Genomic DNA, 18490 nt, shown 5'->3' on the forward strand with positions numbered 1-18490 from the left:
ATTTTCACAGAGTTAAATCTCTGTATATTTTTCATTAGTAAGTTAGCATTGGCTAACATTTAGGGGGGATTAAAATGGGTATAAAAATAGCTCTTGCTGGAAACCCAAACTGTGGTAAGACCACAATTTTCAATGAACTTACAGGGAGTTCCCAATATGTAGGAAACTGGCCTGGAGTAACTGTAGAAAAGAAAGAAGGAAAATTAAAAGGACATAAGGATGTAACTATGGTTGATTTACCAGGGATTTATTCATTATCACCTTATACCTTAGAAGAAGTTGTTACTCGTAACTTCTTAATTGAGGAAAGACCAGATGTGATTATTAATATAGTTGATGGATCAAATATTGAAAGAAATCTCTATTTAACAACTCAACTTGTAGAACTTGGAATTCCTGTAGTTATAGCCTTAAATATGATGGACGTAGTAAATAAAAATGGAGACATAATAAACACTTCAAAGCTTTCTAAGTCACTTGGATGTGAAGTATTAGAAACCTCGGCCCTTAAGGGAAAAGGTCTAAAGGAATTATCTGATAAGGCTGTAGAAATTGGTAAAAGTACTCCAAAGGTTACCTTATTAAATACCTTTAGTAAGGATACAGAAGAAGTTTTAAGTAATATAGAAAAATTACTAAAAGGAAATTCTTTAATAAAAAATCCACGTTGGTTTTATATTAAACTCTTTGAAAGAGATGAAAAAGTTCTAGAATATTTAAAACTAGATAACAATACAAAAGATAAATTAGATAATTTAATTAATAACTATGAGGAATCTCTTGATGATGATGCAGAAAGTATTATAACCACTGAACGTTATGACTACATAGGTGAAATTACTACATCATGTGTTAAGAAGAAAAATAATTCTAATTTAACTACTTCAGATAAAATAGACAAAGTTGTTACTAACAGATGGCTTGCCCTTCCAATTTTTGCACTAGTAATGCTAGGTATATATTATATTGCCGTTACTACCATTGGAACCATAGCCACTGATTGGGTAAATGACACCCTTTTTGCCGAGCTCATTCAAGGAAATGTTTCTAACTGGTTAATGAATATGCAGGTAGCTGACTGGTTACATGGACTAATTGTAGATGGTATTATCGGTGGCGTTGGTGCAGTTCTCGGATTTGTACCACAAATAATGGTATTATTCTTCTTAATATCTTTACTAGAAGACTGTGGATATATGGCTCGTGTAGCTTTTATCATGGACAGGATCTTCCGTAGGTTTGGACTTTCCGGTAAATCTTTTATCCCTATGTTAATAGGTTCTGGTTGTAGTGTTCCTGCTGTTATGGCAAGTAGAACCATTGAAAATGATAGAGATAGAAAAATGACTATAATGCTTACTCCATTTATCCCATGTAGTGCTAAACTACCAGTATTTGCACTACTAGCTGGTGCCTTCTTCCCTAGTCAACCTTGGGCAGCACCATCAATGTACTTCTTAGGTATAGCCATGGTTATACTTTCAGGAATAATCCTTAAGAAAACTAAGCTATTCAAAGGTGATCCAGCTCCTTTTGTTATGGAACTGCCACAATACAGAATACCTAGCTTAAAAGGACTTCTTATCCACATGTGGGACAGAGGAAAAGCCTTTATCATAAAAGCTGGTACCATTATCTTTGTAGCTTCAGGTCTTATCTGGTTTTTACAATCCTTTAGCTGGTCTTTACAAATGGTAGACGCACAAGATAGTATATTAGCTTCCATTGGAAATGTAATAGCTCCCATATTTGCACCTCTAGGCTTTGGTAACTGGCAATCTGCCGTTGCTACTGTAACAGGATTCTTAGCTAAAGAAAATGTAGTTGCTACCTTTGGTGTCCTATTCGGACTTGGTGCTGAACTAACAGAAAGTGACCCTAACCTAGTTTCAACTATGGGACAACTATTTAATGTAGTTAGTGCTTACTCTTTCATGGCATTCACCCTACTAGCTGCTCCATGCTTTGCGGCTATAGGCGCTATTAAACGTGAAATGGGTTCTTGGAAATGGACATTTATCGCTATAGGATATCAAACAGGTTTAGCCTATGTGGTTTCCTTAATAATATATCAAGTTGGACGCTTAATCTTTTTATAAAGGAGGTGTTACTATGGCAACATTTTTAATAGGTGCTGTAGTTATAGGTGCTATGATATTAGTATCAGTAAAACAATTAAAAAAACACTCTAAAGGTGACGGTTGTGGCTGTGGTTGCTCAGGTTGCTCACAGGCTAGCAAGTGTCATAGATAAAATAAAGCTGAGGAAATTTCCTCAGCTTTTCTTATGGTTTAAACTAATCTTATTGTTATATCTTCCTTTAACTCTTCCTTTAATCGCTTTCTTAAATTATCTAATAATAATTCTACATCCTCATGATTTTTTATACTCTTTTCATCTTTAACTAATTCCCTAACACTAAGTACTTTAGCAATATTTCCGCTTCCAGTTTCTAAAGTAATTTCATTTAACCACCTTAACTTTAGTTTCTCTCCAAGTTTATACATTGATAATATAACTGGAAAACTCTTTGAACATAGAGTTTTCTTAGTAAGGTTTTCAAAGTCTTCATTAATTTTACCTTCAAGTTCATTATAGAAATCATAGCCCTTCAAGTTTTCTATAACTTCATCCTTACAAGCTTTAATAAATTCTATTGCTGGAGTTATATCTTTATTTAATAGATCTAACACCCTATTATTATACTTTTCTATAAGTGGTGGTAGCTGAGGAATCCTGTTATATGGCTCTTTCATCCTTAAAATACCATATAGTTCTTCTACTAGTCCTTCTATTTCAGAATCATATATAAATTCCTTATTTTCTTCAAAGGAATTAAGGATGTCTATAGCAGCATCAAAGATTATTCTCTGCTCTCCCTTTTCATTTAAGTCAACTGTATTGTTTTCTTTTCTATAAAAAAATCCCTTTATATTATCAATATAATCTATATAGTCTAGGAATTCTTCTTCTAAATCATAGACATACTTAAAAAATTCTTGGATGTCATCTATATTAAGTAGACCTTGAAATAACTTTTCACCTAGAAATACTATTTCTTTTCCAGGATAACCTTTATTTATTGAATAATTAAAATTCATATCCTTAATTTTCTTAAGTTCTTCTTTGCCTAATTCTATGAAATACTTCATTAGAAGTTCTTCATCATTAGGTATAGAGCTTCCTCCAAAGAGTTCTTTAATTAACTCCCTAGCTGCATCTATATATTTACTAGGTACCTTTTCTCTACTAATAACTATAACCTTTTCTTCATACTCTCCCTTAACTAGGTAATCTACTATATCATTGCTATTAGAAGACACTACCTCATTAGCATATATAATACTTATATATTGCTTTTTAAATAGCTTCAGGAGTATACCTTGAATATCTAGCTCCTTCCAACCATAGGGGGCACTTGTAAATCTAGTTAATATGCTTTTCACCGTTAATTTAATACTTCTCATGGTACTAGTTAATATATAATTATTTACTTCCTCCAAGGCTAATTTATTTGCCTCATTAGCTTCTATAGTTCTTTGGCTAGTATCAGCTTCCACTATATTATATAGTTCCCTACTATTATCTATAAACTCTGTAATGTAGTTTATTTTGTTAAACCTTGAATCTACAAGGGTTCTTAATCCCTCATTGATTCTACTCACCAAACCTTTTACCTTAATATTTAAAAGAGAGCCACTTACATATATCTCTGACCACCTTAAAGCTTCCTCTATTAAGAATTTAGCCCTTTTTAACCTGAGTTCTCTTTCCTTTGTTTTTTTAGTCTTAATATCCTCCATGTGAATAGTTGATATTAGGGTACCTTTAAGCCTTAAATATCCCTCTATTTTAAGCATATTTTCAATTTCCTCTATATAATTATCCTGGTTTGATATATCAATTATCACATTATTTTCCCTATCAGATAATTCCTTAAGATAATTTTTACTAACCCCTTCTACTAAATTATAATTAGCAGTTATAATCCTAATTCCTATAGGATTTTTTTTAGACCCTCTTACCTTTTCATCTATTAACTTATTAAAACTAAAGGAATAAATTTTAGAATAGGCAAACTTAGAATTTTCATATATATGTTCAAAAACTATCTCACCTATCCTTTGAGCAATCTCTCCACTATCGATTGTCATATTTTTTATCTCTTTATTTACCTCTTGTTCCTGAATTGTTAAAAATACAAATTCATCACCATTTTTTTCAACCAAAGTTTCTCTGATAAGTTTACTTAATGACTCTTGCACCTGCTCCTTAACTTCTTTCTTTGAGGCTTCTATATTATCTATTAAAAGAGTAGATAAGTTCTCAATATTACACTTTATTCCCCTAGCATATTTTATAAGGAATAGTAATTTAAGGACTTTAACATCATAGCTATTTAGCTTTTCATTATTTTCAGCATAACCAATAACTGTTCTAATAGAAGGGTCTAAAAAGGTCTCTATAGTACTATAAAAAGCTGAGAATGGAACTAAGGTTCCTATGTTTTTGTCCATATACTCCACTGCAACTTGCTTATACGCTCCCAGTAAACTTCTCTCTCCTTTAGACAAGCTTCTTCCAGCTACTCCATGGTTTCTTATGCCATTAAAAACATGTTGTAATAAGTTAAACTGATAAGGTACAAAGGGATAAACCTGTGCAAAATTATCCATGTCCTTATATAATTTCATGTCCACAGTATCTGTAGTGAAGGTTAAAAGATTTCTAATAAAAGATTCTCTCTCCTCATATAGACTTTGTAGCATCTCCATTGCCTGAGTTTTTTTTCTCAAAATACGTTTTTTAATTACTTCATCCACATTAGCAGAAGATAATGACAATCTTGTATTAAACCTTCCTTGAATCTTAGAAAAGTCATTGACTTTACCTAAAGTAAACACATCTAAATCCTCTTGAGATGTAACAATAACCCAGCATCTACCTTCACATTTGCTACCTAAATCCTCCACCACTGTCTGAAGATTTAGCATAAGCTGAGTATCTTCTCCTAAATATTGGCCAATTTCATCTATTAAAAATACCACATGATGATTATTTCCCTTTAAATCACAATACTCCCTAACCCTAGAAGAAAACTTATCTATAGTTAAGGAATAATTTTCTTCACATTTGCTATACCAGTTTCTTGCAGCATCTTCACTCATCTTAGTAGCCTTTGTTAAAGCCTCTATTAAGGCATCCTCTTCATAATAAAAATCTTCCCTACCCTGAGTCCAAGGTTTTCCTGATATATGATGAAACACTTCTTTAAAATCTTCATATACCCCATCTTCAGTCATCTGTCTTTCCATATCAGCAATCCAAGGCATAGATCCACAAAAACCCTGCATTTCATTGAAAACCCTATTAAGTACATTAACAATAGCATCCCTAGGGGATTCTGAAGCCCGGTCAGACTTAGAATCTATATTAAAAAGGATAGTATCTGTAGATAGGTTCTTTATAAGCTCTATATTCCTTAAGGTAGAATCTTGTAGTTCCTTACTATAAAAATAATCTAAAGCACTTTTATTTCCTATGGTTTCATTAGATAAAACATAGGATAAAATCTTTAAAAAATGAGATTTACCGCTACCAAAAAATCCTGAAATCCATACTCCAATCCTATCAGTACTATCTAATATGCCTCTGCTATATGCCTGAAAGAACTCATTAAAATGGCGCCCTAGCTCATCAGTAACCACGTATTCTTCAAGTTCCTGCTTTATATTCTCCTGGTCACATTGACCTACCTTAATTACACCTTTTATATCTCTATTAATTTCTTTCTCAAATAAATCCTTTAACTTTATGTTCATTTTGATCCCCCTGGTTACTATTAACTTATTCCTAGACCTAGGTTATAAATAGGCTTTTTACTTAAGCCTTATGTAAACTTGCTTTAATATTATACCATATTACAACTAGCTGTAGACATGAATATAAAACATATATGAATCCTATGGTTAACAATGTAACTTTAAACATTATTTACATACTATATTGCATATGATTTAATATAAGAAAAAGAATATTTCCATACAACTTATGGAAAAAGAAAGGTGTACATGTATAGTTAATAAAAAATAATAAGGGGTGCATAAAATGATAGAAAAGGGATTAAATAATTTTTTTTGGGGATTCTTGTTTATATCTTTAAACTTTAGAATTTGTGGTTTTGATATACTCCCCGATGTAATTGGATTTATACTATTTGCTATGGCATTTAGTCAGCTTAAAGAGTATAGCCAGCATTTTTCAAAGGCTTCAACATTAAATATCTTTACCCTAATACTTTCTATTTTTTCAATATATGAAGTTAAAAACAATAACAGTGGTATCACCTTTGGAATTTTAGGACCATTTGGTATTCTAGTAGGATTAGCTTCCTTAATATTAACCTTATATGTAATATACAATTTATTCATGGGTATGAAAGAAATGCTTAACAATCATGATAAACATATGTTAGCTGAAGAAGCTGATGATAGATGGAGTCAATATAAAGCATTAACTATTGCAAGTATACTAGCTTTTATAGTAATATTTATACCTGTAATAAATATCTTATATGTGTTAGGGTTATTTATTTTTGGTATAGTTTTCTTAGTAAAAACCATGCAATATTTTAGTAGTTGTAAAAAAAGCTTTAGTGGATATAATTACTAAATATATACAAATCATGGTATTTACCTTAAATTAAAGTAAAACATCAAAGGATTAATTTACCATAAAAAAATATATTGTACATTAAACTAAAATATGATATTATAATCTCACACCAAGGAAATGACTAATAAATAAAAAGTTAAATTTCTGGAATATGCGTTAAGCTCTTATTTTGAACCTACATTTAATTTTAGGGAGTTCAATATTTAAATGAGGAAATGTACCTTCTTGTGAGTCCTTTTCACGGCATTGAGGGCGATTGAGACATCTGTGAGGACACCCACCTATCGTGAGATAGGCTTCAAAATTAGAGTACCGGTATTTTGGATTTTATATTAAAATTTAAGCCAAGCTTATAGTCTTAAGCATTGGCTTTTTGTTTTATCTGATAACTATCAGCTCTAATACTCCCATCTTCTTCAAAATGGGAGTAAAGAGCAGTTACGTCCCTAGATAACGATTTCTACAACTTTTCACTAATCTAATTACAGTTACCTATAGGTATTAATTTAAACTTACCCACAATTCCATAGCTTCATCACGGTTACTACTTAACTCTTCTTTTTTGCAGTATAACTTATTAAGCTCTTCATAATCCAACTTGTCATCAGTCATGGCAACATCAATATCCTTTATTTCATTTTCAAGGACTTCAATGATTCTTTCAACCTTAGCCTTTTCCACTTCCTTCTGTTTATCCTCATCAACCTTTTTAGGTTTCTTAACTTTTTCCTGTTTTATCACGGGCTCTTTAATCTCTTGTAGCTTAAGCTGTTCTTTTACATTTTTATAATAATCATAATTTCCAGGATAGCTTTTAAAACCATTGTCTTCAATGGCAATTACTCTTTCACTTATTTTATTAATAAAATATCTATCGTGGGATATGAAAAATATAGTTCCTTTAAAATCTTCTAGAGCTTCTTCAAAGTTTTCTATGGAGTCAATATCAAGATGATTAGTAGGCTCATCCAGTATCAATAAATTTACATCTTCATATAATAGCTTACCAAGTTTTAGTCTTATTCTCTCTCCCCCAGATAAATGCTTTACTTTTTTAAATACACTATTCCCATAAAACATGAATTTTGATAGATATTCACGTGCTTGACCTTGAAGTATTGAAATATCTTCTCTAAAGCACTCTAGTACAGTAAACTCCTCATTTTTAAAGGTGATTTTCTGTGGTAAATATGCAGCCATTACATTAGCACCTAATTCCACTACACCAGAATCTGGCTTTTCTTCATCTAAGAGCATTTTCAAGAAAGTAGTTTTACCACTACCGTTTGGGCCTATTAATGCTGCTCTTTCACCGAAATGAATCAATAAATCTACATCTCTTAAAATAACCTTATCATCAAAAGATTTAGAAAGTCCTTCAGCTTTAATTGTCTCATTACCAGATCTTTCACCATCTTTAAAGTTAAGCTTCATATTCTTTTTTTCAAACTTTGGTTTTTCAGTTCTTACATATTGACCTCTGGTTCGATAAAATTTATTACTTTCAGTATCACTACTTTTCATCTTATCAAGCTTTTTTTGTAGACTAGCAGCTCGTTTAAAGAATTTATTATTATCTACCCTAGCTGCCCAATCCCTTAACTCCTTTATAGCATTCTGTACATTCTTAATCTCCTTTTGCTGCTCCTTATATTGGTGAAATTGTTCAAGGATATTCTCTTCTTTTTCCTTTGAAAAATCAGAATAATTTCCTTTATAAGTCTTACTTTCCATATCCTCTATTTCTATAATCTTTGTTACCACATTATCTAAAAAGTATCTATCATGAGAAACAATAATTACAATACCATTGTAGTTTTTTAGATAAGCTTCAAGCCATTCAGTCGATTCCATATCCAGATGATTTGTAGGCTCATCTAGTAGTAATATATCTGGGTTATCTATGAGCAGTTTGCCAAGGACAACCGTAGTTTTTTCACCGCCACTTAATAAATTAAATTCTTTATTTAAAAAGTTTTCATCTAATTTTAACCCCGTACAAATCCTACTTAATTTTTCTTCTGTATTATATCCATCTTTAACTTCATATAATTCAACTAATTGGCTATACTGCTTTAAAGCTTTTTCTAAATTATTATCTTCTAAAAACTTCATTCTTTCTTCTAATTCACGCATTTTATTCTCTATGCTATAAACTTCTTCAAAAGCTAATTTTAGAACATCAATAACCTTTATGCCATCTTCATACTTAGGAATTTGCTCAAGATATGCACAAGTAGCTTCTCTAGGCTTACAAATAAAACCTTCATCATATCCTGGACTTGTAGCTCCAGGATACCCAATACAATAATTCATTGGTAACACTCCTGCTATTAACTTAAGAACAGTACTCTTTCCACTTCCATTAACCCCTACTATACCAACTTTTTCTCCTGAATAAATCTGAAAGGATATATTTTTAAGAACAAGAGTTGCATCCATATATTTTTTTACACCATTTAATGTTAATTCGAACATAAAAATTCCTTCTTCCATCCATAATTCTAATTATGCATTTCATGGATAGGCACAAAAACACCTTAATTATTATAACTTTTTATTATTTAAAAATAAAAAACTGTAAGAAGATGGTTTCTTCTTACAGTCAGAAATACTCTAATACTATTATAATTTACTTAAACAAGATATAGGTTAAAAACATATTATTATGCTATATATCCCATTATATAACTTTTCAAAAGCTTTTTCTCCAATAGTTAAAGCTTATTGAAATATTATAAATTACAGTATTTAATTTCAATAAAGTAAGTTACCTTCTAAATGCCTTATTCCATAAAGAGCACAACAATAAAACCTAAATATAATTAGGTAAATTAAAACTCATTATAAAATATATTAATTATTAAATTAAAATTAATATTAGCAAATAGCTGGTTTCATAACTTACTTCCTCCTCTTGGCGTTTTTTTTTATTATACCATTTTTAATATATTATGTAAATACATTTAAATAATGGAGATTGTATTGCTTTTAGATTTATATTTCTATAATTTCTCTTCATGATAAAAAAAATTGTAAAATTCTTGTTTTAAGTTTATTAATTCATTAAAGGATCCAGATTCTTTAATAACACCAGATTCTAAAAAAACTATTTTATCATAATACATTAAATTATTTTTTTGTAACTTGTGTATTATTGATATTACCGTTATAGGCTCTTTTATAACATTTTTATCAATTATACTTGAATTATAGTTATCCAAAGCTGATGTGGCTTCATCTAATATTAATATTTGAGAATCAACTAAAAATACCCTTGCCAATGCAATTCTTTGTTTTTCCCCTCCAGATAAATTGCATCCATTTTCACCTACATAGGTATCTAATCCTAATTCAAGTGAATCTATAAAAGATTTTAAATTTGCTTTTTCAATTGAATCTAATACTTTTTCCATAGGATAATCTAAAAATAGTGTTATATTATCTTTAATGGTACCGTCAAATATATAAACATTTTGATTTATTGTAGCTATATTTTTTCTTAGACTAGATTTAGAGATTTTATTAATATTTATATCATCTATTTTTATGCTTCCTTCATAATCTTTGTAATAATTTTGAATCAAATTAATTAGTGTTGTTTTACCACTACCACTTTTACCAACTATAGCAATTTTCTCATTTTTTTTAATCCGTAGAGTAATATCATTAATTACATATTTATCATCATATCTAAAAGAAACATTTTCAAGTGAAATATCTTTCTCAAAGGTATTTATATGGTTAAATCCCCTGTCCTTATTATTACATGATCCATTGAAAATTAATTCAACCTTATTCTTTACCAATTTAATGGACTTTATAGTGTTAATAGAATAAGCCAAATTAAGTATAGGCATACATAATGCATCTGCTAAATATGTTGCAGCAACAAAGGTTCCAATGGTTGCTTGTCCTTTTATTATTAGATATGCCCCTATTCCAACTATAGCAATGTAAGTTGTATATGAAACATACCCACATAATATATTAACTAGGCTTTCTATTTTAACATAATTAAGCTTACTATCTTCTACAACTTTATTCCTATTACTAAAATTTTTTATAAAAACATTTTCAGCCTTAAAATTTTTTATAGTTTCCATTCCCCCAAAAATATCTTTACTTTTTAATACTAGTGTTGATAAATTATCAGAAATTTTCTTTTTTCTGTGAGAAACTATTTTTTCAAATATACGAGGAATAAAAATAGGAATCATACAAATTATAAGTATACTAAACCCTATGTACATACTTAAAGTAAGCAGTCCTGTTAATGCAAAAACTACTTGTATAGATGCCTGAATTATATCTAAGGTATTGGTGAAATAGTCTTCTTCCAATATCTCCATATCATTTGTAATTAGTGATAAATATTCCGATGCATTTTGTTCATTAGGTTGATATTCATCATTATTAACAATAGTTTTTATCAAATCATTTTTTAAAGAAAACATGACATCAGTAACAAATCGACCACACATTATCTTTCTAGCAAATTCTAATATCATTAATATAAATAAAAATATTAGTGCAAATAAAATATTCTTGCCCAAGTTATTTAAATTTTTTAAAGAACTCACATCCCCCAAATTTTTTAAAACAAAAGCAAATAATGTGTTAAATAATGCCGTAGAAGTTATGAAGAATATTGTTATACTCAATAAAAACTTCTTATTCTTAAAATATTTACTCATAGCTAGCACCTTTCATTAATGGATTTTTAACTAAGTAATAGTTCAATTTTTTCATCTTAATATCTCACTTGCCTTATAGATAATATAAGAGTATTCTTCATTAACCTTAAGTAAAGGTTATTTTCACTTTGCGTTCATTAAATATTTGTCTTTCGTTATTTCTAAATGGCATACACCATTTTCAACTTTTACTTCGATAAATCCAGCATGTTTATGTGAAGCAACAGCAGATTTTCTCTCAATTTCAAAATCATTATGCAATACATTGATTTTACATTTCTCAAAGGCATGTTTTTCTAAAAGTTTAAGAGACTCAACACTATAACCTCTTCCTCTGTATTTAGCTTCTATAACGATTCCAATAAAGTGCTTGCCTTCTTTTTCATTAAAGTGAAAATTAACTTCCCCAATTGGTATATTATCATCAATTTTCTTGATGTATGCATAATACCTATCAGGCTCGTGTCCAAACCAGTATGAATACCAACTTTTCCATTCAAATTTAGGAAATCTTATACAACCTGTTTCATTATCATAATTTTTAAAATTAAGCTTGTATCCTTTGTTATAGTACATTGTTTCAGGTTGCGATAATAATTTTTCTCTATAACCCATTTCTTCTAATCTGGGAACTTGTAAATATAATCTATCTGACATAAATAAATCTCCTTTCGAATTTATAGAAAAAAAAATGATCTCTATTTTGCATTATCCTACAATTACTCATTTGTAAATTCAACCTACTAACTCATTGATAAACAATTTCATGTCACCTTCAAAAATAGATATCCCCTGAAACCCGCATGGCGACAACAACTAGTTTAATAGTTAAATATTTCTATAGTTAAATAGGTTCATATTTTTATATTTAAATAGTTCTCTATATACATTTTTACCTATGTAAATAGTTAAGTATATACCTAGATGTGTTCTAAATTAGGTAAAAGTATAATTTTTTTATTTTAATATATCAATTGACTTATAGACAAGATAAGAAAAATATGAAGTAATTAGATTTTAACTTGTCATTTGAAAACCGAGCAATACTGTGAAATAGTTATCTGATATATAGTTTAAAAATATCCTTTTAGTATTAGTTTACTTTAGTCCAAATTAAACACTGCACATATAAGTAATCCTATTTCACAAATCGAAAATAATTGAGCACAAAAATAAGTTTTATAGAAATCATCGGACTGTCGTTTTTCAAGTAAATATATAAAAAATATCATTAATGAAAATATAATGCCTATAATTAAACCAGATATGCCTTCATTTTTAAACGAAAACCAAATACCATTTTGCATTCCATATTTCGTAAAATAATAAGCAAATGTGGGAATGGCAATTATATTTGTTGGTATGAATACTTTCAATTTAATAAATGGTGAAATAAATGCTAAAAAGAATATTGCACCTAGTATAGCAAGGAACAACAAGATATCTTTAAAAGGAAACCCTATAACTTTTCCTGCCTTTTCATTATTACTGCCCAAAACGATTTTCTCACAATAAATTGCTTTATGGGTATGGGTTAGATATCCTATTTTATAAAAATCATATTTACTTACACCAGATGAAAAGAAAAATTCAACCTCTTCTCCTGTAGACAGATAAACATAGTCTGTTGGGTTTTTGCTATAATGTTTTATTTCTACTACTTCCCCAGTGACATAATTTAGTTTTCCAGTTATTAATTGAGGAATATCAAGAAAGTTCGGTTTAAGAAAGTAAATTGTTATGCCCATAACGATTATAAACCAAATAACTTTCCATGGACTAACCTTACTTATATCCCATCTTTTTCTTTTAGAAAAACTTTCTAAATAATTATATCTATGTTTTTCTTTCGTTGCATTTTTTTTAATGCCTAAAAGCCAATTAGAATTTAGTGCTATTATAAGTCCTATTATTAACCAGAATATGATTCCAATTATAAAAAAACATGTTTGAAACATCCTCATTCTTTTACCACCTTAAAATTTTCAATATATATTAGGGTTTATTCAATGTATATCGCTCTTATTTAATTGAATAATGTTCGTACTAATTTACAATTTTCATTTATAAATATAGTTATACAAACTAAGTATTGTAACATAATTACAATACTTAGTTTGTTATATTAGAACTATATTAGTGATAAAAGCTATCTGCCAGCTCTATACTCTCACCTGTGAGGGGATTTATTGAAAAATATCTTAGATTATCATTAATGATTATTTCATAATAGTAGAATTTATTATTTATAAATAAAGATTTAGGGAAAGGTTTATGAAAAGGGGTGACATCAATTGTATAAACATAATCCGCCTCAACTAAAAACTTTATACTATCATCTTTATTTAAGGATTCTTCTAAAATTGTTTTCCCTTCTACGTAGGTATATTTAGGTAATGCAGCAGGTATCGACATAGCAATTAATATACTAGAAATACTAATAATTATTGTAGATATCTTTTGTCTGTTGATTATTTGAACTTTAGTATTATTACCAGTTAAGTTAAACCACCACAATACTTGAAATGGGATAAGTATTGTGAAAAATCCATAACTTATAACTGTTTCATACTTAAAGAATACCATTACAAGAATTGAAATTTCAATTAAACACAATAAAATAATCCCTATTCTTATAAATAGCTTAGCTTTAGGATTTTTAAAGATATTCATAACTACCTCCAACATGTTATTTTCCTTCAATTAATTATACAGTCGTAAACTTATTATAACATAATTACAATAATATGTATGACTATATATTAAAAAGCACCTCTTCTTCTATAAGTCCGTCTAATGTGTCTTTTTGTACAGCAATGAAGCCGTTTCCTCCATTCTCTATTTGAAAGGCTGCACTCATAACTGCAACATACAATTTAACCCGTTTAACCTCTTCTTCAGTATACTGATTATTATCATTCTGTATAGGGTTAGTAGTTCCCTTGCAAATGGAAATATTTGACTTTGCATGTGATACATATATACCTACGGCTATAACTCCAATAATGCACAGAGCTAAAATACCTATAATAATTTTTTTCATTGATGTTAACCCCTTTCATATATATAACATTTAAACTTATACCATAAATAAATCTAAATTATATACGAATTTAAAAGGTCACTAGTTCTCAATAGGTTACAAATTGCATAATATATTTGAATTACAAAACAAAAATACCGCATATTCATATTGAATAATACGGTATTATGTATACATTATTTAATTAAATATTTGTTACGCTATTTAAGAATATTGAGGATTAAGAATTAATTTATTGCACTGTTTTCATTGCTCTCATAGAGTTTAGTACTGCAATTAGTGTTACACCTACATCACCAAATACAGCCTCCCACATAGTTCCTAATCCAAGAGCTACAAGTATTAATATTATTGCTTTAATACCTAAAGCAAAGATAATATTTTGCATAACTATTGCTCTTGTTTTCTTAGCTATTTTTATTGCAGATGCAATCTTTGAAGGTTCATCAGTCATTATTACAACGTCAGCAGCTTCTATTGCCGCATCTGATCCAACACCACCCATAGCTATCCCAATATCTGCTCTTGCTAAAACTGGAGCATCATTTATTCCATCACCAACAAATATTAACTTGCCTTTAGAGGATTTTTCTTTATCTAATGCTTCTACTTTTTCAACCTTTTGATCTGGTAATAACTCTGAATAAACTTCATCTAACCCTAATTGCTTGGCAACTTTAGTTCCAACAACTGTATTATCTCCTGTAAGCATAACAGTTTTTCTAACACCAATTTCTTTTAAAGCTTTAATTGCCTTAGCTGAATCTTCTTTCACTTCATCTGAGATAACTATATATCCTACATACTCTTTATTAACAGCGACATGCACTACAGTTCCTATAGTATCAACTTGTGCATAGCATATATTTTCTTTATTCATTAACTTATAATTACCTGCTAAAACTTCTTTTCCTAAAACAGTGGCTTTTACACCATGTCCTGAAATCTCTTCATAATTTTCAATTGATTCATTTGCTACTTCCTTACTATATGCTTTAACAATAGAAGTTGCTATTGGATGATTAGAAAAGCTCTCAGCAAAGGCTGCATAAGTGATAAGTTCATCTCTTGATACATTGCCTTGAGGTTGTATTTCTGTCACCTTAAATACACCCTTAGTTAATGTTCCAGTTTTATCAAATACTACAACTTCTACATTATTTAATGCCTCAAGATAGTTTCCACCTTTAACAAGTATTCCATTTTTTGAAGCTCCACCTATACCACCAAAGAAACCAAGGGGAATAGATACAACTAAAGCACATGGGCAAGATACTACTAAAAAGGCTAATGCTCTATATATCCACTCTGAGAAGGTAGCTCCACTTATAAATAGTGGTGGTAATACAGCTAATGCTAATGCAGAGAAAACCACAGCAGGTGTATAATATCTTGCAAATTTAGTTATAAAGTTCTCTGTGGGAGCTTTTTTACTACTTGCATTTTGAACTAAATCAAGTATCTTAGCAATAGTAGAATCTCTAAATTCTTTTTCTACTTCTATAGTTAATAGTCCATTTTTATTAATAACGCCACCTAGTACAGCATCTCCTATTTCTACCTCTCTAGGAACTGATTCACCAGTAAGTGCAGAAGTATCTACCATAGAATTTCCTTCAATTACTTTACCATCTAGAGGAACCTTTTCCCCAGGTCTTACAACTATAATATCACCTATATTAACCTCTTCTGGTGATACCTTTTTAATATCACTACCAATTTTTAAGTTCGCAAAATCCGGTCTTATATCCATTAATTCTGCTATGGATTTTCTTGAGCGATTTACAGCCATACCTTGGAATATTTCACCTAATTGATAGAATAGCATAACTGCTACACCTTCTGGGAACTCACCAATAGCAAAAGCTCCTATAGTAGCTATACTCATAAGGAAGTTTTCATCAAAAATTTGCCCTCCTCTAATATTTTTCAATGCTCTTAATACAACTTCTCCACCAACAAGGAGATAACTAACTAAAAACAATGATAACTCAACATAAAAATTAAATTTAAAAGCTGTAGCAATGGCAAAAATTGCTGCACCAACTCCAAGTCTTACAAATTCCTTTTTGCTATTTTCATGCTCATGATCATGATTATGATCATGGGATCTTTGCTTTCTGTTCTGATTTCCTTCTTCAACATATACTTTTACATCAGGTTCAATCCTTTTAACAATTTGTTTAACCGATTCAACAATGTTATCTTTATCGCTATTGTTTTCCACTTCTAGAATAAGTTTTTGAGCTACAAAATCAACTACAGCACTACTAACATTAGTAATATTTTGAGATTCTTTTTCAATCTTTGATGCGCAATTTGCACAGCATAACCCCTTAAGAATTATTACTAATTTATTTGATTGAGATTTTATTTGTAATGATTTATCTTCTTTAACGTCATGTTTTAAAACTTTATTACTCATTCCCATGCCCCCTAAATTCCTTATTTCTCATATAAATGTTCTAATCCTTGATCAAATATCCCCTTAACATGATCATCATCTAAGGAATAGTATACAACCTTACCTTCTTTTCTATTCTTAACCAACCTAGTTTGTTTAAGAACTCTCAACTGATGGGATATTGCTGATTGATTCATTCCAAGTAGCGCCGCAATATCACAAACACACATTTCTGATTGGAATAATGCACAAATTATTTTTATTCTTGTACTATCTCCAAAAACCTTAAATAAATCTGCTAATTCATATAAATCTTCTTCATCTGGAATAGTTTCCTTTACTCTCTTAATCACATCTTCATGGATAGTATTACAATTACAGGTACTAATTATTTCATTTTCGTTATTCATTTATATATCACCTCATTAGAATGTATGCACACATGTTCATATGTTTATATATTCAGTATATGTATCTTCTTCATATTTGTCAAATATTTTTATTATAATTTTAAAAATATTTTTCAAAATAAAAGTGGCTGTATATTTATGTTATATGAAAGATTTCTAATACAGCATTATTCAATTTATAAAGATCATATTTTACTAATTGATTTGCATTATCTTCAAATTTAATAATATATCTAAATTGAGAAATAAAAAAACTACCGTAAAATTCAATTTTGAATAATACGGTAGTTTAGAGAATCATAAAAGTGCTATATATCCTTTAAAGAAGATACTCTTGGTAGTATAGAGCGACCATTCCACCTATCACCAATGCCCAGCTCTTTTGGGGTGACATTTTGGTAGCTTCCATTGATACCTTGTATATGTATGCCCCCATCTTTGTTAATTGTAACAATGGCATATAGCCCCTCATTATATAATACTAAGTCTTTTATAAAGGGGTAATCTTCATGTATTTCCTTTGAGTAAGAGAAATGCTCATATTCAGGGCCAACCCATATATATGACATAGCATTAAGACCAAAGTAATATGTTTGTCCTATTTTTTCAAGAGAATCTCCATGGTCATGACCATTTACGCATAAAAGCACCTTTTTTCCTGTATCATTTACTCTGTTTATCAAATCTCTAACTTCACCCTTGTTATATACTCCTCTTTTAGCAAATTCATTTTCAAAACTATGGTGTGAAAAAATAATGTAATACTCACTATCATCATTGAACTGCTCTTCCATCCAATTAAATTCATAATCTGGAAGAATTGGATATATATCTTGTGTTTTATCATAGTTTCTCTTACAATATGGTATATATCCATTATCAGTTTTTATAAAACATGTATCTAATACAATGAACTTAATCTTGTCCATTTTAAATGAATAATAACTATTGTCCATTTTTAAAAACTTCATAACCTCTTCTCTTGGGAATGAATCAGAATCATGATTACCAATGGTATGATAATAAGGCTTCCCTATACTGTCAAGGATATCAAGTAAAAATTGATTTTCTTCTTTAGGCATACAAAAATCCCCAAGTTGAATAACAAAATCAATATCTTGATTCTTTACATTAGTAATGAAGTGTTCAAGCCTTTCATAACCATCATGGATATGATCATAATGCAAATCAGTAAATACTGCAAATTTAACGCTATCCATCAATATACCTCTTCTCATAGTTAATATAAAATTTCTAAATA

13 protein-coding genes and 1 other RNA gene are annotated in these 18490 nt (G+C 29.5%); 4 read left to right on the top strand and 10 right to left on the bottom strand.

From position 1 onward, the window contains the following. Positions 1-74: 74 nt before the first annotated feature. Both feoB and B3J31_RS08270 read left to right on the top strand, forming a co-directional pair. Positions 75-2099 carry a ferrous iron transport protein B gene (feoB, locus tag B3J31_RS08265; protein WP_346867211.1) on the top strand — a complete coding sequence of 675 codons (2025 nt, stop codon included), beginning with the start codon at positions 75-77 and terminating at the stop codon, positions 2097-2099. Between the two features lie 13 nt (positions 2100-2112). Then, a complete protein-coding gene (locus tag B3J31_RS08270) occupies positions 2113-2253 on the top strand; it encodes a FeoB-associated Cys-rich membrane protein (protein WP_150845475.1) in 141 nt (46 codons plus the stop codon). 38 nt (positions 2254-2291) lie between these two features. Here the strand turns inward: B3J31_RS08270 and brxC are convergent, their stop codons facing one another. After that, positions 2292-5822 carry a BREX system P-loop protein BrxC gene (gene brxC, locus B3J31_RS08275; protein WP_346867210.1) on the bottom strand — a complete coding sequence of 1177 codons (3531 nt, stop codon included), beginning with the start codon at positions 5820-5822 and terminating at the stop codon, positions 2292-2294. Positions 5823-6108: 286 nt separating this feature from the next. Here brxC and B3J31_RS08280 point away from each other — a divergent pair, with 286 nt between their 5' ends. Both B3J31_RS08280 and ssrS read left to right on the top strand, forming a co-directional pair. Next, positions 6109-6672: a hypothetical protein gene (locus B3J31_RS08280; protein WP_346867209.1), complete on the top strand. Its 564-nt coding sequence runs from the start codon at positions 6109-6111 to the stop codon at positions 6670-6672. 141 nt (positions 6673-6813) lie between these two features. Beyond that, a non-coding RNA gene (ssrS, locus tag B3J31_RS08285) (6S RNA) lies at positions 6814-7006 on the top strand. 170 nt (positions 7007-7176) lie between these two features. Here ssrS and abc-f read toward each other — a convergent pair. The 9 genes from abc-f to B3J31_RS08330 all read right to left on the bottom strand — a co-directional run bounded on the left by abc-f (position 7177) and on the right by B3J31_RS08330 (position 18449). Beyond that, the gene (abc-f, locus tag B3J31_RS08290; RefSeq protein WP_346867208.1) at positions 7177-9153 is read right to left on the bottom strand and encodes a ribosomal protection-like ABC-F family protein; all 1977 of its coding nucleotides are present in this window, start codon (positions 9151-9153) and stop codon (positions 7177-7179) included. Between the two features lie 527 nt (positions 9154-9680). Next, entirely contained in the window at positions 9681-11372 is a 1692-nt protein-coding gene (locus B3J31_RS08295; protein ID WP_346867207.1) for an ABC transporter ATP-binding protein, read from the bottom strand. Between the two features lie 123 nt (positions 11373-11495). After that, on the bottom strand, positions 11496-12029 hold the full coding sequence (locus B3J31_RS08300) for a GNAT family N-acetyltransferase (protein ID WP_346867206.1): 534 nt from the start codon (positions 12027-12029) through the stop codon (positions 11496-11498). A 446-nt stretch (positions 12030-12475) separates the two neighbouring features. Beyond that, positions 12476-13336: a hypothetical protein gene (locus B3J31_RS08305; protein WP_150845467.1), complete on the bottom strand. Its 861-nt coding sequence runs from the start codon at positions 13334-13336 to the stop codon at positions 12476-12478. 172 nt (positions 13337-13508) lie between these two features. Beyond that, a complete protein-coding gene (locus tag B3J31_RS08310) occupies positions 13509-14045 on the bottom strand; it encodes a hypothetical protein (protein WP_346873856.1) in 537 nt (178 codons plus the stop codon). A gap of 82 nt (positions 14046-14127) precedes the next feature. Then, a complete protein-coding gene (locus B3J31_RS08315; protein WP_346873857.1) occupies positions 14128-14415 on the bottom strand; it encodes a hypothetical protein in 288 nt (95 codons plus the stop codon). Positions 14416-14647: 232 nt separating this feature from the next. After that, positions 14648-16840: a heavy metal translocating P-type ATPase gene (locus tag B3J31_RS08320; RefSeq protein WP_346873858.1), complete on the bottom strand. Its 2193-nt coding sequence runs from the start codon at positions 16838-16840 to the stop codon at positions 14648-14650. Positions 16841-16860: 20 nt separating this feature from the next. Further along, positions 16861-17229 carry a metalloregulator ArsR/SmtB family transcription factor gene (locus B3J31_RS08325; protein WP_346873859.1) on the bottom strand — a complete coding sequence of 123 codons (369 nt, stop codon included), beginning with the start codon at positions 17227-17229 and terminating at the stop codon, positions 16861-16863. Between the two features lie 308 nt (positions 17230-17537). After that, entirely contained in the window at positions 17538-18449 is a 912-nt protein-coding gene (locus B3J31_RS08330; protein WP_346867197.1) for a metallophosphoesterase family protein, read from the bottom strand. Between the last annotated feature and the right edge of the window lie 41 nt (positions 18450-18490).

The sequence above is a fragment of the Clostridium sp. UBA5988 genome (assembly GCF_002435615.1).
Lineage (GTDB): Bacteria > Bacillota > Clostridia > Clostridiales > Clostridiaceae > Clostridium_J > Clostridium_J sulfidigenes.